The 21,278-nt window shown below is 65.4% G+C and carries 17 protein-coding genes; 4 read left to right on the top strand and 13 right to left on the bottom strand.

Going from position 1 to position 21,278, the window contains the following annotated elements; all coding sequences use genetic code 11:
* Genes H2040_RS08470 through H2040_RS08460 form a run of 3 tightly spaced genes read right to left on the bottom strand, consistent with a single transcriptional unit; the run spans nucleotide 1 to nucleotide 2,839 of the window.
* Nucleotides 1-816, bottom strand: coding sequence for an aminotransferase class IV (locus H2040_RS08470; protein ID WP_287156761.1), 816 nt, complete (start codon nucleotides 814-816; stop codon nucleotides 1-3).
* Nucleotides 813-2,060 carry an anthranilate synthase component I family protein gene (locus H2040_RS08465; protein WP_287156759.1) on the bottom strand — a complete coding sequence of 416 codons (1,248 nt, stop codon included), beginning with the start codon at nucleotides 2,058-2,060 and terminating at the stop codon, nucleotides 813-815. Before H2040_RS08465 ends, H2040_RS08470 begins: the two co-directional genes overlap by 4 nt.
* Nucleotides 2,060-2,839: a tyrosine-protein phosphatase gene (locus H2040_RS08460; protein WP_022699244.1), complete on the bottom strand. Its 780-nt coding sequence runs from the start codon at nucleotides 2,837-2,839 to the stop codon at nucleotides 2,060-2,062. Before H2040_RS08460 ends, H2040_RS08465 begins: the two co-directional genes overlap by 1 nt.
* A gap of 89 nt (nucleotides 2,840-2,928) precedes the next feature.
* Between H2040_RS08460 and H2040_RS08455 the strand changes: the two genes are divergently transcribed.
* The gene (locus tag H2040_RS08455; RefSeq protein WP_287156756.1) at nucleotides 2,929-4,083 is read left to right on the top strand and encodes a type III PLP-dependent enzyme domain-containing protein; all 1,155 of its coding nucleotides are present in this window, start codon (nucleotides 2,929-2,931) and stop codon (nucleotides 4,081-4,083) included.
* Between the two features lie 207 nt (nucleotides 4,084-4,290).
* On the opposite strand, the gene H2040_RS08450 is transcribed toward H2040_RS08455, so the two are convergent.
* Nucleotides 4,291-4,509: a hypothetical protein gene (locus H2040_RS08450; RefSeq protein ID WP_022699242.1), complete on the bottom strand. Its 219-nt coding sequence runs from the start codon at nucleotides 4,507-4,509 to the stop codon at nucleotides 4,291-4,293.
* Between the two features lie 251 nt (nucleotides 4,510-4,760).
* On the opposite strand from H2040_RS08450, the gene H2040_RS08445 reads away from it, so the two are divergent.
* Complete coding sequence (locus H2040_RS08445) at nucleotides 4,761-5,795, top strand: ribonucleotide-diphosphate reductase subunit beta (protein WP_027068598.1); 1,035 nt, start codon at nucleotides 4,761-4,763, stop codon at nucleotides 5,793-5,795.
* Between the two features lie 92 nt (nucleotides 5,796-5,887).
* Nucleotides 5,888-6,652, top strand: coding sequence for a hypothetical protein (locus H2040_RS08440; RefSeq protein ID WP_287156752.1), 765 nt, complete (start codon nucleotides 5,888-5,890; stop codon nucleotides 6,650-6,652).
* An 8-nt stretch (nucleotides 6,653-6,660) separates the two neighbouring features.
* On the opposite strand, the gene H2040_RS08435 is transcribed toward H2040_RS08440, so the two are convergent.
* From H2040_RS08435 to rimK, 7 genes are all read right to left on the bottom strand, one after another.
* Nucleotides 6,661-7,308 (bottom strand): TetR/AcrR family transcriptional regulator, encoded by a 648-nt coding sequence (locus H2040_RS08435; protein WP_022699239.1) that lies wholly within the window; start codon nucleotides 7,306-7,308, stop codon nucleotides 6,661-6,663.
* 53 nt (nucleotides 7,309-7,361) lie between these two features.
* Nucleotides 7,362-8,357, bottom strand: coding sequence for a lipid A-modifier LpxR family protein (locus H2040_RS08430; RefSeq protein ID WP_287156751.1), 996 nt, complete (start codon nucleotides 8,355-8,357; stop codon nucleotides 7,362-7,364).
* 124 nt (nucleotides 8,358-8,481) lie between these two features.
* The gene (locus tag H2040_RS08425) at nucleotides 8,482-9,315 is read right to left on the bottom strand and encodes a lipid A-modifier LpxR family protein (RefSeq protein ID WP_287156750.1); all 834 of its coding nucleotides are present in this window, start codon (nucleotides 9,313-9,315) and stop codon (nucleotides 8,482-8,484) included.
* 221 nt (nucleotides 9,316-9,536) lie between these two features.
* Entirely contained in the window at nucleotides 9,537-11,417 is a 1,881-nt protein-coding gene (locus H2040_RS08420; protein WP_022699236.1) for a ribonucleoside-diphosphate reductase subunit alpha, read from the bottom strand.
* Nucleotides 11,418-12,343: 926 nt separating this feature from the next.
* A complete protein-coding gene (gene putA / locus H2040_RS08415; protein ID WP_287156748.1) occupies nucleotides 12,344-15,469 on the bottom strand; it encodes a bifunctional proline dehydrogenase/L-glutamate gamma-semialdehyde dehydrogenase PutA in 3,126 nt (1,041 codons plus the stop codon).
* A 117-nt stretch (nucleotides 15,470-15,586) separates the two neighbouring features.
* The gene (locus H2040_RS08410) at nucleotides 15,587-16,657 is read right to left on the bottom strand and encodes a succinylglutamate desuccinylase/aspartoacylase family protein (protein WP_022698833.1); all 1,071 of its coding nucleotides are present in this window, start codon (nucleotides 16,655-16,657) and stop codon (nucleotides 15,587-15,589) included.
* Nucleotides 16,617-17,522 (bottom strand): 30S ribosomal protein S6--L-glutamate ligase, encoded by a 906-nt coding sequence (gene rimK, locus H2040_RS08405; protein ID WP_022698832.1) that lies wholly within the window; start codon nucleotides 17,520-17,522, stop codon nucleotides 16,617-16,619. Before rimK ends, H2040_RS08410 begins: the two co-directional genes overlap by 41 nt.
* A gap of 159 nt (nucleotides 17,523-17,681) precedes the next feature.
* Between rimK and H2040_RS08400 the strand changes: the two genes are divergently transcribed.
* Complete coding sequence (locus tag H2040_RS08400; protein ID WP_287156747.1) at nucleotides 17,682-18,818, top strand: glycosyltransferase family 4 protein; 1,137 nt, start codon at nucleotides 17,682-17,684, stop codon at nucleotides 18,816-18,818.
* A 58-nt stretch (nucleotides 18,819-18,876) separates the two neighbouring features.
* On the opposite strand, the gene H2040_RS08395 is transcribed toward H2040_RS08400, so the two are convergent.
* Nucleotides 18,877-20,031 carry a substrate-binding domain-containing protein gene (locus H2040_RS08395; RefSeq protein ID WP_287156745.1) on the bottom strand — a complete coding sequence of 385 codons (1,155 nt, stop codon included), beginning with the start codon at nucleotides 20,029-20,031 and terminating at the stop codon, nucleotides 18,877-18,879.
* 113 nt (nucleotides 20,032-20,144) lie between these two features.
* Nucleotides 20,145-21,278, bottom strand: a 1,134-nt coding sequence (locus H2040_RS08390; protein ID WP_287156744.1) for an OprO/OprP family phosphate-selective porin, incomplete at its 5' end; no start/stop codon positions are given.

The raw sequence follows: 21,278 nt of genomic DNA, 5'->3' as shown, positions 1-21,278 counted from the left end.
CTAGCCGCCCGCTTTCGCCTCCGCCGTTTTCAGCTTCACCAGCATGGGATGGCCTGCGTTCAGGCTGCGCCCGCCGATGCCTGCGACCGGCCGCACCCCGGTCAGCGCATTGGTCAGGAAGGCCGCCTCCGCCGACTGCAGCGCCGCAGCCGGAAACCGGCCCGCCTCCACCGGGATTTTCAACGCGCCCGCCTGCCGCATCACGCAGGCCCGCGTGATCCCGGCCAGCGCGCCGCAACTCAGCGCGGGCGTGTAAAGCCGCCCCCCGGCGATCCAGAAAATATTGGCCGCGCTGGCGCAGGCGATATCGCCCTGCCCGTTCAGCATCACCGCGTCATCGGCGCCCAGCGCCCGCGCGCGCCGCCGCGCCTCCACATTGTCGATATAGGAGAGCGTCTTGTGGCGAGAGGACACCGCCCGCACTGATCGCGTGACATCGCTGATCACCAGACGCGCCGGGGCGTCCTGAACCTGATATGGCGCGGTCGAAAGCAGCGCCGCGGGCTCCAACGGCTCCGGCAAATCCAGCCCGCGTCCGCCCGGCCCGCGCGTCACCGTCAGGCGCGCGGCCCACAGCCCCGCTTCCCCCGTCAGCGACAGGATGCCGGCCTTCACCGCTTCGGCGCTGACTGGAACAGGCAGGTCCAGCGCCCGCGCGGAGGAGGCCAGCCGCCGCATGTGCCGGCTCAGCCGCCGCGGCGCGCCGTCTTCCACCCGGATCGTCTCGAACAGGCCATCGCCCAGCAACAGTCCCCGGTCCGCCGCGGAGATCCCTTTCGCGCGGGCAAACTCGCCGCCATTCCAGACCAGAATCATCGCCTCAAATCCCCGGTCGAGCCGCCCAGCGCACGCACGATGGAGCCCGCCTTGGCCAGCGTCTCCTCATATTCCGCCGCCGGGTCGGAATCGACGGTGATCGCGCCGCCGGAGCGGAATTGCACCCGCCAGCGCCCGTTTTCCCGCGCCAGCGCGACGGTACGGATCAGCACGGAAAACTGCGCCGCCCCGCCCCGGTCAATAAAGCCGAACGCCCCGCAATAGGGGCCGCGCGTTTCGCCCTCCAGTTCCGCGATGATCTCCAGCGCGCGGGATTTCGGCGCGCCCGTGACCGATCCCGGCGGAAACGCCGCGGCCAGCGCGTCGAACACGGTCTTGCCAGGCAACAGCCGCCCTTCGACTGTGGAGACGAGGTGGTGAACATTGGCCAGCGCCTCGGCCTCGAACAGCCGGGGCGCGCTGATCGTCCCGGCGCGGCAGACGCGGGACAGATCGTTCCGCATCAGGTCCACGATCATCAGGTTCTCGGCGCGGTCCTTCTCGCTCTCCGACAATTCCTTCTGCAGCCGCGCATCCTCGTCCGGGGTGGCGCCGCGCGGGCGCGTGCCCTTGATCGGCCGCGTGCGGATGCGGCCATCCGGCGTGGCGGACAGGAACAGCTCGGGAGAATTGGAGACCACGGCGTGATCGTCGTCCAGACGGGCATAAAGCGCGTGACTGGCCGGGCTGGCGGCGCTCAGGCGCCGGAAAAAGGCGAACGGGTTGTCGCCTTCGGCCAGCCAGGCGTCGAAGCGCTGGCTCAGATTGACCTGGAATACATCCCCGGCCCGGATATAGGCCTTCGCCTTTTCGATTTTCGCCTCATAGGCGGCGCGGCTGTCGGCGGCGCGGATCTCCGCCCCTTTCGGCGCGGGCGCAAGGGATTCCGAAGGCCCGGCGGGCCAGGATTCCACGCTGTCATAATCGGCGATCCAGTAATCGGGCCAGTTGGCGAGGGCGGGCGCGGGCGCCGGCGCGCCCTCGGTCAGCGCGCCCAGCTCATAGCCCCACAGCCCGGCCACCCCGCGGGAGAAGGCCTCCCCGCCCCGTCCGGCGAAAAACCCGGCGCGGGCGCGGAACGCCTCGTCCAGCGCGCCCGGCCCGTCCGCCCGTCCGGCTCGGATTCGTCCCGGCGCGCTCAGCGCATAGCTCATCCGCGAAGTGTCGGACCGCGCGGCGCCGGACAGCAGCAGCGCCGCGCCCGGTACGTCCGCATGCGGGGCGAACGCCGTCAGCGCGTCCATTAGTCTTCCAGAAGGGCCGCGCGCAGGGCGGCAATCGCCTCGCGGTCCTGACCCAGCGCGCTTTCCAGATAGGCCTCGACCGATCCGGCCTTCGTCTCGATCTCGTCAAAGGCGGCGTGGATATAATCACTGTCCACGCCGATCATCGGCCGCAGCGCCTCCGGCGAGGCATTGAGATTCAACGCCGCGTTCATCCGCTCGGCCACCTTGGGCAGAACGGAATCCACGCGCACCGCCTCATTGGTCATCAGATAATCTTCCAGCACCGCCTCGCGCGGCGTTCCCAGCGCCTCCAGCACCAGCGCGCACAGCACGCCCGTGCGGTCCTTGCCCGCCGCACAGTGGACCAGCGCCGCGCCCTCGCCCTTTTCCGCGGCCTCGAAGAATTGCCGGAACAGCGCCTGGTGCCCGGCCTCGAACGGGATGCGGCGATAGCTGCCCATCATGTAGCCGCGCGTCGAATCCTCTGTGATTTCGGATTCCTTGAGGAAGGTGATGTGCGGCGCCTCGCCCAGATTGGCGTCATCGCTGGCCAGCACCTGCACGCGCCAGTGTTCCGGCCAGGCTGACGGATCGCGGTCCCGCTCCGTTGAGCGGCGCAAATCGGTCACCGTTTTCACGTTCAGCGCCTCGATCTGGCTCCAGTCCGCGGCCGTCGCCGCGGAGAAATGCCCGGAGCGATACAGCCGCCCGCGCCGCACGCGCCGGCCGTCCGCCGCCTCCCAGCCGCCGAAGTCACGGAAATTGCGCACGCCTTCAAGGGGTAGAATCCGGTCCATGCCTGAAAGACTTAATGACCGGCGCGCCTGCGTCAAAGCCCTTCCGCTATCTATGGCCGAGCGGGAACAGATGGCTTAAACCGCAAATCATGACCCAGACCGATCCTTCCGCCCCCTGGTGGGCCGCCTCGCGGGAGCGCCTGATTGCGGCGCTTGAGAGCCGCGATTGCCTCTATGTCTATCACCTTCCGACCGTGCGCCAGCGTGCGGCGGAGCTGAAACAGCTGAAAGCGGTCAAACGGGTCCTGTACTCCATGAAGGCCAATTCCCATCCGCAAGTTCTGCGCGCCGCGCACGAATCGGGTCTGGGGTTCGAATGCGTGTCATGGGCGGAGGCCGAGGCCCTGTTCGAAGCCGTTCCCCATGTCGCGCCGGGCGATATCCTGTTCACGCCCAACTTCGCGCCGCGCCGCGAATACACCGCCGCGCTGGAGCGCGGCGCGCGGGTCACGGTGGACAGCCTCTATCCGCTGCAAGCCTGGCCGGAGACCTTCAACGGGCGCGAGATTTTTCTGCGCTTCAACCCGGACCGCCCGCGCGGCCATCACCGCCATGTCCACACCGCCGGCCCCAAAGCCAAGTTCGGCCTGCCCCTGCACGACGCGGAAGAGGCCGCGCGGCTGGCGCGGGCGGCCGGGGCGAAAGTGGCCGGTCTGCACGCCCATGCCGGGTCCGGCGTCGATGTCGCCACCCACTGGCATGAGCTGGCGACCGTGCTGGCGGAAGTCGGCCACCTGTTCCCGGACGCGAAAATTCTCGATGTCGGCGGCGGCGTCGGCGTGCCGCGCGAAGCGGGCGAACCGCGCATAGACCTGGCCGCGCTGGACGCGGCCCTGACCGCTTTCAGCGCGGAATTCCCGGAATACGAGCTGTGGATGGAGCCGGGCCGCTATATCTCCGCGGAATGCGGCGTGCTGCTGGCCCGCGTGACACAGGTCAAGCAGGCGCACGGCGTGCGCTTTATCGGGGCGGCGACCGGCATGAACAGCCTGATCCGCCCGGCGCTCTACGAGGCGCGGCACGAGATCGTCAATCTCACCCGTCTCGGCGAGGAGTCCGCCGGACTGGCTTCCATCGTCGGCCCGATCTGCGAGTCCGCGGATGCGCTGGGCGTCGACCGGCCCATGCCTGAAACCCGGGAAGGCGATGTTCTGCTGATCGCCAATGCCGGGGCCTATGGCCGGGTCATGGCGTCCCGCTACAACATGCGTGAGCCTGCCGGCGAGACGGCGCTGGAGGCCTGACGCCGTTCGCGCCGGTTAACATAAGTGATGATCAAGCCGGACTGACCGGGGGAACGCCGTGCGGGAGACGGCGTTCATCGCCTTGTCGAACGGTCACCTCCCCCCCGCCGACCGGCGACGAAGAACAGACCGCTCGAAGAAAGCGGACCTTGCAAGCGCCCCCTTTGACCAGGGGGCGCTTTTTTCTTTAGCAGGCGGCGGCGGGGTCTAGCCCTCGCGGCCTTCCTTGACGAAGGTCACGGAGAAGATCGGCTCGCCGTCGAACATCGCGCCCCGCTGGCCGTCATCGTCCAGCATTTCATAGCGCGCGGAATCGATCCGCCCCTCGAGGCGATAGCCCTTCTCCGCCATTTTCCCGCGATGGAATTCCAGCGCGGCGGCCGAGAACGACTTGGCGAGAATGGTGACGCGGTGCGGATCGCTCATGATGTTCGGGCTCCGTATGGCTCGGGCGGACGGCTGCCGCCCGCCCCGTTTGAAGGATTCGTCCCATGCTGGCGGCGCCGCGCCGCAATGTCGAGTGGCGCCGCGCGGCGGGTTCTCATCCCCAAGTTTTTGCGTTTTTCGCTGACACGAGGGCTAGACGTTCAGCAGGCTTTTACCACAAGATGTTGGGGTTGGGTCGCGCCGGAATCGGGCGCACCCTTTAGGGACGTAAAACACGGGGCATGAAATCCATGACTGCTGCTTCCGGCCTGCCGGGCCTTATGACGCCGAGCCATTCCTACAAGCCGTTCCGCTATCCGTGGGCGTACGACTTCTGGAAGCGCCAGCAGCAGATCCACTGGATGCCGGAAGAGGTTCCGCTGGGCGAGGACTGCAAGGACTGGGCGACCAAGCTGAACGATCAGGAGCGCAATCTCCTGACCCAGATCTTCCGCTTCTTCACCCAGTCCGACGTGGAAGTGAACGACAATTACATGGAGCGCTATGCGCGCGTGTTCAAACCGACCGAGGTCAAGATGATGCTCTCGGCGTTTTCGAACATGGAGACGATCCATATCGCCGCCTATGCGCTGCTGCTCGAAACCATCGGCATGCCGGAGTCGGAATTCTCCGCCTTCCTCGAATATGAGGAGATGGCCGACAAGCATAACTTCATGCAGGAATTCGGTGTCGAGACCGAGGCCGATATCGCCCGCACGCTCGCCATGTTCGGCGCCTTCACCGAAGGGCTGCAGCTGTTCGCCTCTTTCGCGATGCTGATGAACTTCCCGCGCTTCAACAAGATGAAGGGCATGGGCCAGATCGTCTCATGGTCGGTGCGCGACGAGTCGCTGCACTGCGAGGGCATGATCAAGATGTTCCACGCCTTCACGCGCGAAACCGACGTGCTGACCCAGAGCGTGAAGGACGACATCGTCGATTGCTGCAAGACGGTCGTGGGTCTGGAAGACAAGTTCATCGATCTCGCCTTCGAGATGGGCGAGGTCGAGGGCATGAACGCTCAGGACATCAAGAATTATATCCGCTACATCGCCGACTGGCGCCTGGGCCAGCTGGAGCTGCCGAAAGTCTATGGCGTCGAGGAACATCCGATTCCGTGGCTGACCGAGATCCTCAACGGCGTGGAGCACGCCAATTTCTTCGAGGCCCGCGCCACCGAATACACCAAGGGCGCGACCCAGGGCGACTGGCACGGCGAAACCGGCGTCTGGGCGATGTTCGACCAGATGAAGAAGAAGCGCGAGAGCGAGTCCGAAACGGTCTGAGCGACACCCCGCCACATCGGAAACATCATCCGCTGCAAGTCACGGCGCGCACCGCGATTGCCCGCGGCGCGGCGCCTGACTAGGGTCCGGCCATGTCCATCGATTTTCATATCGGGGCCCATCGCACCGGCTCCTCGGCCATCCAGTCCTTCTGCGTCCGAAACCGCGAAGAACTGGCCGCGCGCGGCGTCCACTACCCGGAAGCGCCCACCGACAAGGTGGCGATGAAGGGGGAAACCACGGCCGGCAACGCCAATCCGCTCTATCGCCACATTGCGGGCGAGCGCGATTTCCCGAAATTCTGGAACGCCCATCTGGAGGCGCTGGAGTCAGGCCGGCACCTGCTCTATTCGGCCGAGGTGTTCTGGGGCAAGGGCATGTCCGTCCTGCCCGAGATTACGCGGGGGGCCGAGACCCGCATCATCGTCTATCTGCGCCCGCAGACCGAAGTGCTCGTCTCCGCCTATGCCCGCCATGTCCGGCTGAAGAATTATCCGGGCACGCTGGATGACCTGTTCGAGAAAGTTCGCGCGCAGTTCCATTTCGAGCCTCGCCTGAAGACGCTGGAATCGATGTATTCGCAGGTCGTTGTGCGCCCTTACAACAAGCGCGCCTTCCGCGACGGCCTTCTGATGTCGGACCTGCTGGCCCAGCTTGGTCTGGACTATGACAGCGCCTTCACCGGCGCCGAGATGGTGGTGAACCGTCACGAGACCGATGCGCAGATGAGCGCAGATCTGCGCCAGCGCATGATCGCCGAATATGACGAGGAAAATCGCCGGATCTGCGAGCGGTATTTCGACGGCGCGCCGTGGCTGCTGCCCTGGAGCGAGGAAAACGCCCAGCTCAGCGCCTGACGCCCGCCTCAGCCCAGGCGCGAAGCGATCAGGGCCGCCATTTCGCGGCCAACCTCTTCCCCGCCGGTCTGCAGGAAATTGGCCGGCGAGCGGTCGGGATAGAGCGCCTTTTCCATCAGCGGCGTAATCAGGAAATAGGTCGCCCAGCGCGCCGCCCGCTTGCGTTCGGCTTCGGCGCGGTCGCCGGCGCGCTGGCGCAGCGCCGCTTCGATCGCCTGCCGCACCCCGTCCATCAAGGCCGGCATGGCGGTGTCGCAGACCGGGTTCTCCATGCGCGCCTGCTGGTGCGCCAGCCGCAGCAGATGCGACTCCCCTGACAGCACCGTCCAGGCCCGCTGGGCCACCTGCTCCAGATCGCCTTTCAGATCCCCTTCCCGGCTGAGGCGCAGCGGCCCCATTTCCCGCATCCGGTCGGCCATGCGTTGCGCCGTGACCTCCAGCAGCACCGGCACGAAGGCGTCCTTGTTCTCGAACCGGCGATAGACGGAGCCAACGGCGCAGCCCGCACGGCCGGCGATTTCCGCCACGCCGATTTCGGCGAAGGATTTTTCTTTCAGCAGGGAATCCAGCGCGCCGATCAGCTTGTCGCGCGTCTGTTTGGAGCGCGCCTGCTTGGCCTCGCGCACGCCTTCGGACTGGATCGAACCGGAACTCATATTCGCGTTTATAAGCGATTCGCGCGAAAAGCCCGCGCCCCGATCCGCCGCGCCTAGCGCCGCAGCGTCACGGAGACGGTGGCGAATTCCTCGTGATCGACAATGCCGTAATAGGGCGTGGTGTACGCGCTTTCGCTGCGCACATAGGCCAGCGCCAGGTCATAATGGCCGACCGACATCGCCACCCCGGCCTGCACGTCGCCGACAATCGTGCGGTCTTCATAGCGCAGCAGGTCCGACATGCCCTTGCCGCGCGGGTCCAGCGTGACGGCCTGCGCTTCCGCCCCGGCGAAGAAATACCAGCGCGGCGCGCCATGCACGCGCGGTCCGCTGACAAACTCGCCCAGCCGGACCAGCGCCCCGGCCCCGGCGGCGGAACCGTCCGGGCCGGCGCTGAACCCCGCGCGCGGAGTGATATCGAAATCCAGGTCGCCCGCCCGGCTGCGGATGGCGGGAATGGCGTAACGCACCGCCACGCTGCGCCGCGCCGCGCGCGGATCCGCGCCCAGCGCGGCGGCGGTCAGCGGCGCCCCCGCCTCCAGCGTGTTCAGCGGCAATGACGGATCCGCCGGGTCGTGCCAGGCGACGGTCAGCCGTCCGGCCCGGCCCAGCCCCACATCCTCATGCGTCCAGTCCCGCGCGCTCAGCCACGCCCCGGCCGAACTCAGCCCGGCGTCCGCCACGCGGTAATTCAGCCCGCTGGTCTCCCACGCGTCCGGCGCCGCGGGACCGCTCCAGTATTCCGGGCCGGCTGCAAACCCGCGCACAGGAGGGGCGGCGCCATAAGTCCGGCGCGCTTTCCTCTCCACATGATCGGGAACATTCATGCCCGCGCGTTTCGCCGCATGGACCGCCGCCGGGCGCACCGCGTCGGCGGCGCGGTCCAGCGCCGTGCGTGCGGCCTGGCGCGCCGGAGCCGGCACGAACCGGGCCAGCGGCACGCCGCACTGACCGCCCGCGCGCTCTTCCGGGCAAGGCCCGCCCGCCGTGACGCCCGCCTGAATCGCGGCCAGCGCCATCAGCGCGGCAATAAGCAAGAGTAACGGCATCCTCCCCTGCCCTCCCGTGCAGCAGCGTGATGTCGAACTTTGATAATGCCAAGTTTTCAGAGTCGCGTGTAGGTTCCGCGACGCTTACGCGAATCTTTTACGCAAGCATTCGCGTGTCGCGGGACTAGCGGCGCAGGGAAACGGACAGCGCCGCGAAGTCGTCCTTGCGGCTGATGCCATAGGACGGGCTGGAATATTCCCGCTCCTTCTGGACATAGGCCAGGGCCACGTCCGCCGGGCCCCAGTTCCAGGCCACCCCGGCCTGCGCGTCGCCCACAATGGTCTGGCCCTGCAGGCGCATGGAATCCGAGAAATCGAAGCCCTGGCGCGGGTCGATGGTCAGCGCCTCGGCGTCCGCTCCGGCGAAGAAATACCAGCTCGGCTCATCCTCGCGCTTTTTCTCGAGATTCTGGCCGATCCGCGCAATCGCGCCGGCCCCGGCGACAGAGCCGTCCGGACCTTGCGAATAGACCGCGCGCGGGCTCAGCGAGAAATCGTAATCCCCGCCCGAGAACCGCACCAGGTCCTTCTCGTAATTGATCGCGACCGAAGGCGTCAGCGCGTTCGGCGTCGCCGCCAGCTCCGCCGCGGTCAGCGGCGCGCCGGCATTGATGCCGTTCAGCGGCAGGCGCGGATCCGCGGGATCATAAATGGAAACCGACAGGCGCGAGGTCTCGCTCAGCGCCACGCGGCTGCCGCGCCAGTCCCGGGCGCGCAGCGAGGCGGCCAGCGCCGGGCGCGACGCATCGGCGACCCGCAGCGCGGAACTGCCCAGCAGCGCGTCCGCGGAAACGGTCTGCAGCGGCGCGCGCGTCTGATCTGATTCAACTGTCAGGGAATAGGCGGAGGCGTTCAGCGGGGCGCCCTGACTTTCGTCATAGCCTTGCTGCGCGGCTTCCCCTTGCGGAGACGCCGCGGCCAGTTGCGCTAACGCAAAGGCTGCGACCAGTCCTGCCATGTGCGAGCCCCGTTCCTCCCTAAACGTCGAAGCCCTTGTTTGCCCGCATTATATGCGAATCTTTTCAGGCCCGATGCAGATTTTCAGTCACGGTCATGAAGATTCTTTTGACCGGACCCCCGATTTTTCAATCAACTCGCAAAAGAAGAGCCGGTTCCCGTATTTATAACGGAAACCGGCTTCAAATTCATTGATATGGGTTAGAAATCCTCAGCGCGCCTCTATTGGCAGGCGAGGCATTCCTCGTAATCGGTGGGCGCGGCCGCCTCCATGGACTTCTCCATGTCGGTTTTCTTGCCATTGGCGTAGGAGGCCCGCTGCACGGACTTGGAGCGGCAATAATAGAGCGACTTCACGCCCCGCTCCCACGCCGACCAGTGCAGCATGTGCAGGTCCCACTTATTGATGTCGCCCGGCAGGAAAACGTTCAGCGACTGCGACTGGCAGACATAGGGCGTGCGGTCGGCCGCATGCTCGATGACCCAGCGCTGGTCCAGCTCAAACGCCGTCTTGTAGACGTCCTTCTCTTCCTGCGTCAGGCAGTCCAGATGCTGGACCGAACCTTCATGCTCAAGGATGGAGGCCCAGACGGACGGCTTGTTCTCGCCCTTCTCCTCCAGCAGCGCCTCCAGCATCGGGTTCTTCACCGTGAAGCTGCCCGACAGGGTCTTGTGCGTGTAGATATTGGCCGGGATCGGCTCGATCCCCGCGCTGGTGCCGCCGCAGATGATGGAGATGGAGGCCGTGGGCGCGATGGCCAGCTTGTGGCTGAAACGCGCCTTCATGCCGCGCTCCTCGGCGTCCTCGCAGGCGCCGCGCTCCTCGGCCAGCGTGACCGAGGCCTGATCGGCGCCGCGGCGGATATGCTTGAACATCCGCATGTTCCAGGACTTCGCCATGGCGGATTCGAACGGCACGTTCTGGCTCTGCAGGAAGGAATGGAAACCCATCAGGCCCAGACCGACCGAACGCTCGCGCTTGGCGGAATAGACCGCATTGGCCATTTCCGGCGGCGCGCGGTCGATGAAGTCCTGAAGGACATTGTCCAGGAAGCGGAAGATGTCTTCCAGGAACAGCTCGTCGTCCTTCCACTCCAGATATTTCTCGGCGTTCAGCGAGGACAGGCAGCAGACCGCCGTGCGGTCCTCGCCATTATGGTCGCGGCCCGTCGCCAGCGTGATTTCGCTGCACAGATTGGACTGGCGCACGCTCATGCCCAGCTCCCGCTGGTGCTTGGGCAGCGCCTTGTTCACCGTGTCGGTGAACAGCAGGTACGGCTCGCCGGTCTGCAGGCGCAGCTCCAGGATCTTGGTCCACAGCTTGCGCGCCGGAACGGTGCGGATGACTTCCTTGGTTTTCGGGCTGCGCAGGCCGAACTCGGCGTCGTCGCGCACCGCTTCCATGAACTCGTCGGTGATATTGATGCCGTGATGTAGGTTCAGGGACTTGCGGTTGAAGTCGCCCGACGCCTTGCGGATCTCCAGGAATTCCTCGATTTCCGGATGGTGCACGTCCAGATAGCAAGCCGCCGAGCCGCGCCGCAGCGAGCCCTGGCTGATCGCCAGCGTCAGCGAATCCATGACCCGGATGAACGGAATGATGCCCGACGTCGCGCCGTTATCGCCGACCTTCTCGCCGATGGAGCGCACATCGCCCCAATAGGTGCCGATGCCGCCGCCATTGGAGGCCAGCCAGACATTCTCGTTCCAGATGCCGACGATGGAATCCAGCGAATCGGAGACCGAGTTCAGGAAGCAGGAGATCGGCAGGCCGCGGCTGGCGCCGCCATTGGACAGCACGGGCGTGGCCGGCATGAACCAGAGATTCGACATGTAGTCGTAGAGCCGCTGGGCGTGCTCCAGATCATCGGCATAGGCGCGGGACACGCGGGCGAACATGTCCTGGAACGTCTCGCCGGTCAGAAGGTAGCGGTCTTCGAGCGTCTTCTTGCCGAACTCGGTCAGATTGGCGTCGCGGGAGGCGTCGGTGCGGATCGATTCCACAACCCGCAGGTGTGCCGTCTTGGGCTTGCCGCGATGCGGTTTGGCCTGAGCCTTCGCTTCGGTTTTGATCGCTTTCGCTGCGGCGTCGTACGGCGACATTTAAACTCTCCTCCAGCCCTGGAATCAGGCAAACTCGTGCTGTTCGCGCAAAGGCGTTACGCCCCGCGCGCCCCGAACTCTGACAAATTGTCTGTTTGGCGGGCTTTTCGCCCTAACCCCAAGATATAGTGATTTAGGCCGTCCTCAGGGTCAACATCTTTGAGCTTCATTCCGTCATTTTTTCGTTAAGGAGGTCTTAACCGCCTCTCCCGGTTACTGAATTTGGTTAACTCTTGGCCGTTCCGCCCTTCCGGCGCGGACCCCGCCAAACAGCGCCGCCTCGCCTTCCCGGACGGGCAATTTCACCCGTTTTCAGCCCTCCAGAGCCGCCGGTCCGGCGATCTGCCCACTCTATCAAATCCGACTCGCAATTCGCCCGCCGCGCGATTCTTTTTCGGGGATAAACAGAGAATCGCTGAGGACAGATTGTGAATCATCTCCCCCGCGGAAACCGCGCGGATTTTCCAGAGGAAAGTCCGCGCTTTCTGAAGTCCGCCTTCGAGACGCCCTCCCGGGCTCATCAGGCTAAGGTTCAGGTTGGGAAGCTGTTGCTCTTACTCCCCCTGCGGCGAACGCGCCGCGGAGCCAAATGCGCAACGGAAGATATCAACCAAACCCGTCATCCTCCGACGGAGCGCAGCGGAGATCGGAGGACCCAGTTGAAGTCTTTGCGCCCCACGATCCCCTGGATCCTCCGGTCAAGCCGGAGGATGACGTGAAGGGAGGTGGAGAGTGAAAGAGAAAAAAACCCCTCGCCCCCGCGAGGGGGAGAGGGCTTGAGCGTCCAATCTGTGATTGGCTGCGCGAAAGGGTGAGGGGGCGGGTCTCAGGATAAAGCGCGCCCTTCAACGCCTCCCCTCATCCGGTCCTCCGGACCACCTTCTCCCCTCCATAGGGGAGAAGGGACTGATAGCCGCACACCCCCCCTAAGTCAGGCTCAGCAGCTCCGGGTCGCCGCCCTGGGCGGTGATGTTCACCGTGATGACGCGTTCGGCCGCGAAGCGGGGCAGGTAGTGCGGGCCGCCGGCCTTGGGGCCGGTGCCCGACAGGCGTTCGCCGCCGAAGGGCTGCACGCCGACCACCGCGCCGACCATGTTGCGGTTCACATAGACATTGCCCGCCGGCACCAGCCGCCGCACCGTATCGGCGAAGGATTGCAGGCGGGAATGGACGCCCAGCGTCAGGCCGTAATTTTTCGCCGCCAGTTGCCGCGCCGTCTCTTCCAGCTTCGCCGGCTTGTAGCGGACGATGTGCAGGATCGGGCCGAACACTTCGCGGTCCAGCTGGTCCATCGATTCCAGCTCGACCATGGCCGGGCCGAAGAAGGTCCCCTGCTCGTGCAGATCGCCGATCTCCACCTGTTTGAGGATCTTCGCTTCCTTGCCCATGCGCTCCATGTGCTTTTCCAGCACGTCCCGCGCTTCCTCATCGATGATCGGGCCGATATCGACGTCGGTGCGCGAGGGATCGCCCAGCTTCAGGGCGTCCATCGCGCCCTTGATGCCCTCGATCATGAAGTCGGCGGTATCTTCCGGCAGGAACAGGACGCGCAGCGCCGAACAGCGCTGGCCCGCCGAGTAGAAGGCCGAAGTCATGACATCGTCGATCACCTGTTCGCGCAGCGCGGTGGTGTCGACGAACATGCCGTTCAGCCCGCCCGTCTCGGCGATCAGCACGCCGATGGGGCCGTCGCGCTCGGCCAGCGTCCGGTTGATCAGGCGCGCCGTCTCCGTCGAGCCCGTGAACGCCACCCCGGCGATGCGCGGATCGCCGGTCAGCGCGGGGCCGACCGTGCCGCCCTCGCCCGGAATCAGGTGCAGCACGTCTGCGGGCACGCCCGCCTCGTGGAACAGCTTGGTCGCCTCATAGGCGATCAGCGTCGTCTGCTCGGCCGGTTTGGCCAGCACGGCGTTGCCCGCGGCCAGCGCCGCGGCGACCTGGCCGGTGAAGATGGCCAGCGGGAAGTTCCAGGGCGAGATACAGGTGAACACGCCCTTGCCCTGCAACAGGATCTCGTTGGTCTCGCCCGTCGGCCCGGGAAGGCGCGTGGGCGTGTTGAAATGCTCTTCGGCCTGGTTGGCGTAATAGCGGCAGAAATCCACCGCCTCGCGCACTTCCGCGATGCCGTCGATCAGCGACTTGCCGCCCTCGCGCGACATGATCGCCATCAGGCGGTCGGTGTTCTCTTCCAGCTTGTCGGCCATGGCGCGGATCACCGCCGCCCGGCCGGCGCCGCCCATCACGTCCCAGAGGCCCTGCGCCTTTTCGGCCGCCTCGATGGCCGTATTGACGTCCTCTTCGGTCCCTTCCAGCACCGTGCCGATCTCTCGCGACCGGTCGACCGGGCTGAAAATCGCCGCGCCGCCCTTGGTCGACGCCTTGCCGGAAATGATCGGCCCGGCGGCGATGGGTTCGAAACCCTCCATCGCCTTGACGATGTCGTCACGCTCGGACTTTCGGGCCAGGTCCATGCCCGCCGAGTTCAGCCGGCTGGCGCCGAAAATGTTCAGCGGGGTCGGGATCGCCGGATGGCGGGCGATATTTTCGATATTCTCGAACGGGTCGGACGCCACGGTTTCCGGCGGCACGTCATCGTCCAGGAAAGCGTGCACGAAGGACGTATTCGCTCCGTTTTCCAGCAGCCGCCGCACGAGATAGGGCAGCAGGTCTTCATGGCTGCCGACCGGCGCATAAACGCGGCGCTTGACCGGGCCATAGATATCGTCGGCCGCGCGATAGAGCGGCGTGCCCATGCCGTGCAGGCGCTGGAACTCGATCTCGCTGGCGCGCTCGCCCGCCATCTCGCGGATCGCGGCCAGGGTGTGGGCGTTGTGCGTGGCGAACTGGCAATAGATCGCGTCGGGGGCGTCCAGCATGGCGCGGGCGCAGGCCAGATAGCTCATGTCGGTCGCCGGCTTGGTCGTCCAGACCGGGAAGTCCGGCATGCCCGCCACCTGCGACAGCTTGATCTCGGTGTCCCAGTAGGCGCCCTTCACCAGACGGACCAGGAAGCGCTTGCCGCTGGATTTGGACAGCTCGGTCAGCTTCTGGATCACGCCATAGGCGCGCTTCTGATAAGCCTGCACGGCAAGGCCCAGACCCTGCCAGTCCTTCAGCGACTCCTCGTGCGCCAGCTTCTCCAGAAGCTTCATCTGCAGGACAAGGCGGTCCACTTCCTCGGCGTCCAGGCACAGATTCAGGTCATATCTGGCGGCCGCCTCGACGATGGTTTTCAGGCGCGGATACAGCACCTCGAAAACCTCGTCCTCCTTCTCCGCCTCATAGCGCGGATAAAGGGCGGACAGTTTGACGGAGATGCCGTGAACATCCTCCGGCGCGCCTTCCTCGCGCGTCTCGCCCACCGCCTCGATGGCGTGCATGTAGCGGTCGAAATAGCGCTTGGCGTCGGCTTCGGTGCGCGCCGCCTCGCCTAGCATGTCATAGCTGTAGAGCGTGTTGCGCTCGCCGGAGATGCGCTGGGCGCGCTTGATGGCCGCCTCAATGGAGCGGCCGAGCACGAACTGCTCGCCCATGATGCGCATGGCCTGCATCATGGCGGTGCGGATCACCGGCTCGCCCAGCCGGGTCACAAGGCCGCGCATGAAACCGGCCGGGTCGCGGCGGATTTCCGGGTCGATCTTCACCACGCCGCCGGTCAGCATCAGGCCCCATGTGGAGGCGTTCACCAGCCAGGAATCGGCGCGGCCCGCATGGGAGCCCCAGTTTCCGGAGCGGATTTTCTCGGCGATCAACTGGTCGGCGGTCTCCGCGTCCGGCACGCGCAGCAGCGCCTCGGCCAGACACATCAGAGCCAGGCCTTCCTTGTTGGAAAGCCCGAACTCCTCAAGGAAGGATTCCATCAGACCCTTGCGGGTGGCCCGTTCGCGGGCCCGGCGGACAAGCTGCACGGCTGTGTCGCGCACTTCGCCGCGCACCGGTTCCGAATCCAGGCCGATCTTGCCGATCAACTCACGGATTTTCGCGTTCTCGTCCGCAAACTTGTCAGCGTCGAGATCATCCCAGTCGATCGTGAACGTTTCCAGCCGCCCCATAGAGCCCTCTCCTCATTCGCGCGAGGGTTCGCGATATCGCCGCTTGACGCGCGGTGCAAGCGAACCGTGCGGCGGCAAGTGCGGACAAATCGCGGTCGCAGCGTGGCAACGCGCGTGTCAGGTCTGGGAGCCTTCCTCCCAGAGGATCGGCGCCTGCATCATCTCTTCGGCGAACGTATCGATATGCGCGGAGGTCTGACCGGCGTCGCGGACTTGCGCCACATGGAACAGCGCATCGCCCTGATTGACCACGGGAAGCGCGGACAGGCCGACGACAATGCCGTCGCGGTCCGCAACAACCCAGGACGGATCATCGCCAAAAGCATCGGCGACATAGCCCAGCTCCTGCCCGCTGCGCACATGATCGCCCAGCCGCACGGAATTGCGCAGGATTCCGGCCGACGGCGCGCGCAGCCATTTGGAGGAGCGCGCAATTTCCGGCTGGCGTTTCAGCGGTTTGTGAACCTTGGCGATCATGCCCAGCGTTTCCATCACCCGCATGACGCCGACCGTGCCGGCGCGGATCGCGCGCTCGTCAAAGCGCAGCGCCTCGCCGCCCTCATAGGTCATCACCGGCACGCCGGCATCCGCCGCGGAATGGCGCAGGCTGCCGTCCAGCAATCCGGCGTCCAGCGCCATCGGCGCGCCGAAGGCCAGCGCCAGTTCTTTCAGCCGCTCATCTTCCAGATTGGCGCGGATCTGCGGCAGGTTGCGGCGGTGCACCGCGCCGGTATGCAGATCGATCCCGTAATCGGACGCCTCGATCACGTGCTGCATCATCGCGTTGGCGATCTGGGCGGCCAGCGATCCGCCGGCCGATCCGGGAAAGGACCGGTTCAGGTCCCGCCGGTCCGGCAGGTAGCGGCTGTGCGACATGAAGCCGAACACATTGACCACCGGCACGAGGATCAGCCGTCCGCGCAGGCGGGACAGCGCCCGGATGCGCGACAGGCGGGCGATGATCTCCACCCCGTTGATCTCGTCGCCATGGATCGCCGAGCAGACAAACAGCGTCGGCCCCGGCTTTCGGCCCACCAGCACTTCCGCCTCCAGCGCGACCGGCGCGCCGAAGGACAGGTGGGAAATCGGGATTTCGATGCGGCGGCGCTGACCGGGCGCGATCGTGTGCCCGGCAAACTCGAAGGGTTCAGCCTTTTCCGCGGGTTTTTGTTCGGCCTTCTTTGGCATGCTTCTCTATGAATTCGATGATTGCGCCGCCTACGTCGCGGCCGGTTGCGTTCTCGATACCTTCCAGACCGGGGGAGGAATTGACCTCCATCACCACCGGCCCGTGATTGGAGCGAAGAATGTCCACGCCGCAGACATTCAGGCCCATCGCCTTGGCCGCGCGCTTGGCGGTGGAGCGTTCCTCCGGCGTGATGCGCACGGTGGAGGCGGTGCCGCCGCGATGCAGATTGGAGCGGAAATCGCCATCCGCGCCCTTGCGCTTCATGGCACCCACCACCTTGTCGCCCACCACGAAGATGCGGAAATCCTCGCCGCCCGCCTCCTTGATGAATTCCTGCACAAGGATCTGAACATTGGCGCCGCGGAACGCCTCGATGACCGAGCGTGCGGAATTATGCGTCTCGCCCAGCACCACGCCGATGCCCTGCGTGCCCTCCAGCAGCTTGATGACCACCGGCGCGCCGCCCGCCATCTCGATCAGCTCGTCCGCCTGCTTGGCCGAATGGGCGAAACAGGTCACCGGCAGGCCGATGCCCCGACGCGCCAGGATCTGCATGGAGCGCAGCTTGTCGCGCGAGCGGCCGATGGCGACCGACTCGTTCAACGGCCACACGCCCATCATCTCGAACTGCCGCAACACGGCCAGACCATAGAAGGTCACCGAGGAGCCGATGCGCGGAATCACCGCGTCATAGCCGCTCAGTTTCTCGCCGCGATAGAAGATTTCCGGCCTGTGCGAGGTGATATTCATGTAGCACTGAAGCGTGTCGAGAATTTCGAGCTCATGCCCGCGCGCTTCCGCGGCTTCAACGATGCGCTTGTGCGAATACAGGTTCGGATTGCGAGCAAGCATCGCAAATTTCATATGAAACAGCTCCAGACAGGGGCGGCTTGGAATTTAAGGCTGACCTTATTGACCCGCAGGCGTTTTGACCATGTTGCGCCGCGGCGCGCTTGGCCAAACGGTCCGAACGTGTCAATCAGACGCCAACTGCGCCCGCATGAAGGAAAAGGCCAGAAGAAAATGCGTATCACGCTGGTGACAGACGCCTGGGAGCCGCAGATGAACGGCGTTGTGCGGACGCTTTCGCGCGTCGTGCAGGAATGCCGTGAAATGGGGCATGAGGTGGATGTCATATCCCCCGCCGACGGCTTCAAGACGATCCCCCTGCCCACCTATAACGAGATTGAACTGGCGCTGGGCGCGCGCGACCAGATCGCCAAGCGCATAACCGATTTCGAGCCGGACGCGATTCACATCGCGACCGAAGGCACGCTGGGCATGACCGCGCGGTCGATCTGCCTGAAATGGGGCTGGCCGTTCACCACCAGCTACCACACGAAGTTCCCGGAATACGTCAATGCGCGCTTCCCCTTCGTGCCGCACAAGGCGGGCTACGCCTTCATGCGCTGGTTCCACAATGCCGGCGACCGCCTGATGGTCGCCACGCCCTCCATGCGCGAGGAGCTGGAGAAGCGCGGCTTCACCCATATCGTCGCCTGGGCGCGCGGCGTGGACACCGAAATGTTCCATCCGTCAAAGCGCGCCGCGACGGATGAAGACAGCGTCTATGCCGGGCTGCAGCGCCCGGTCATCGTCAATGTCGGCCGTGTCGCGGTCGAGAAAAATCTGGAAGCCTTCCTGAAGCTGGACCTGCCCGGAACCAAGGTGATCGTCGGGCACGGCCCGCAGCTGGAAGAGCTGCAGGAGCATTATCCGGACGTTGTCTTTACCGGCTCCAAGTTCGGCGAGGAGCTGGCCCGCTATTTCGCCGATGCGGACGCCTTTGTCTTTCCCAGCTGGACGGACACGTTCGGGCTGGTGATCCTGGAATCCATGGCGGCGGGCACGCCGGTGGCCGCGTTCCCGGCGCACGGACCGAAAGACATCATCCCCGGCTCCAACGCCGGATCGGTCAGCGAGGATTTGCGGCAAGCGGTCATGGATTGCCTGGACCTCGACCGCGAGGTGGTGCGCGCCTATGCGGAGCAATTCAGCTGGCGGCGCTGCGCGGAGGATTTCGTCAGCAATCTGGAAGTGCCGCCCAAGCCGCGGCGGCGCGCCTTCTGGCGGCGGCTGCGCAAGCTGGGCGGACGGGCGGTGCCCAATATCCCCGCCCCGGTCCGCCGCCGCATCAGCGCGGTCCTGCGGAAGCGGTAGAAACAAAAAAGCTCCCCGGAAACCGGGGAGCTTTTTCATGTCGGTCCGGCAATCTCGCCTATTCGGACGGCGGGCCGGCCATCGGCTCCAGCGCGCGGGACGCGGCGCGGACTTCCTCCACGCGATCGGCCGGCAGCGGGATCAGGCCTTTTTCGGTCAGGTAACCGAACTCGCCCATCGCCTCTTCGGACGTGTACTCGTTCACGAACTCCTGGAAGCCCGGAACCAGCTCTGCATGCTGGCCTTTCGCATAGACGAAAAGCGTACGCGAGATCGGATAATCGCCGCTGGCGATATTGTCGAAGCTCGGCTCCACGCCATCCACCATCGCGCCCTGCAGACGGTTCTGGTTCTGCTCCAGGAAGGAATAACCGAAAACGCCAAAGGCGGTCGGGGTCTTGGTCAGGGTCTGGACGATGGCGTTGTCATTTTCGCCGGCGTCGATCCAGCGCTGGTCTTCGCGCAGGGTGTGCGCGATGGCCTCGAACCGGTCGCCGTCGGACTCTTCCATCTCGGCCAGACAGGCATAACCGGCCGCGCCCTTGGCCATGCCCAGTTCGACGAAGGCGTCGCGCGTGCCGGACGTCGGAGGCGGGCCATAAACCTCGATCGTTTCATCGGGGAGGGCCGGGTCGATTTCAGACCAGTTCGTATAGGGATTGTCCTGCATGGTGCAGTCATCGTCGGAGGCCGGAATTTGCTTGGCCAGCGCCGTGAAAAGCTGCTTGGACGTGATGTCCATCGCCGGGGAGGACTTCACGTTGGAAATGACGATGCCGTCATAACCGACCGGGATTTCCACCACGGAACTGACGCCGTTTTCCTGGCACATCTCGAACTCGCTGGCCTTGATGCGGCGGGACGCGTTGGTGAAGTCCGGCTCGCTGGAGCCGACGCCGGCGCAGAACAGCTTCATGCCGCCGCCCGTGCCCGTGGACTCGACGATCGGGGTCGAGAAAGCGGTCCGTGCGCCAAACTGTTCGGCGACCGCGGTCGTGAACGGATAGACCGTGGAGGAGCCGACGATCTGGATCGTCTGGCCGGAGGTCACCCCGGTCGACTGGCCGATGGCTTCGGACTGGCCGGCGGTTTCGGACGCGGCCGGGGCGGCGGTTTCGGCGCCGGTGTCAGAGGCGGGTCCGGATTCAGAACCGCAAGCCGCCAGCGCGGCGGCGCAAATCGTGGAAACGAGAAAGATACGGTGGTTCGCCATCTGGATTACCTCTTGATGCAACAAACACTTGGGGAGGGTGAAATCTGGGGCACGGCTACAGCGGCCATGTAACAGTTTGACGACAATTGAGCGACAAACATCGGTCCGCGGGCCTACCAGTCGATCTGCGCGCGAAGCTGCACGACCTCGGAGTCGCCGTCGCCAAACGGGCCGTCATCTATGTCGGCGGCGACGTAATTGGCCATGAAGCGAACGCGCGCGGTCGGATACCAGTTGACGCCGAGGGTGAGACTGTCCTGCTGGCCGCCGGTGACGGGGCCGTCCGTCAGGTCAACCGTATCGAAGCGGGCCGCCAGCTCCACCGCCCCGAACCCGCCACGGCCGATCGCGCGCAGGGGCTTGGTGCGGTCGAACGCGCCCTTGCCCGGCTTGTAGGCGCGGCTTTCGCCGGTGAGGAACCAGCCGGCCTGAATATAGGCGCTGTTGAAATCCGCATCCGCCGCGGCGCCGTCGGCGGACTGTCGCGCAGCCTCGGCCTGGACATGCAGCGGGCCGCGAACGGCCGCGGCTTCCACGCCGGTCAGGAAATCGGTATCGGCGAAACGCGGCGTGGCGACATAGCGGTCGGCCAGGTGCGCCAGTGGGCGCTGACGGTAGCGCAGGCTATCGCCATTGATGCTGGAGTCGCTGCGATATCGGCCGAAAGCGCCAAGATGGACAAAGGTCTGCGCTTCCTTGTCGGCCACAGGCGCGAACGTGGCCCGGGACGAAACCGACCAGGTGTCGTCCAGATCGAACTCGTCCATCACGCCGCCATGAAGGCCGGTGGACCACGTCCAGTTATCGCCGCCGGTCAGGACGGAAACGCCGATGCGGCGGTCAATGGAAAACGCGTCGGTGAGGGAGCCGCGCTCCATGAAGGTCGTGAACCGGCTGGAGGTCTGCTCGTCCAGTGAAGCGTGTTCCTTGTAGTGACCCGCCTGGATGGTCACGCGGTCCCCGGGCTTGAACTGAACCAGCACGTCCTTGGGCTGGACCTTGTCGTCGATGAAGTCGAACTCCGCCTTCATCTTGACCGCGCCGGCGTCGACTTCCGCCCCAAGGCGGAGCGTGCGGGTCTCGGTATCCGTGACGCCGGGAACCGGAGAAGCAAAATCATTATCGATATTGGCGTAGTCGTAATAGGCGCGGCCACGCAGCTTGAACGTGATGTCCTCCCCGACGGTCCATTCCGGAGCGCCGTCATAGAGCGGATTATAGCCCTTATCGGCGGGCTGGGCGGCAGC

It is taken from the genome of Euryhalocaulis sp. (assembly GCF_013911995.1).
In the GTDB taxonomy this organism is placed as follows: Bacteria; Pseudomonadota; Alphaproteobacteria; order Caulobacterales; family Maricaulaceae; genus Euryhalocaulis; species Euryhalocaulis caribicus.
This window is presented reverse-complemented; position numbering and strand designations above follow the sequence as displayed.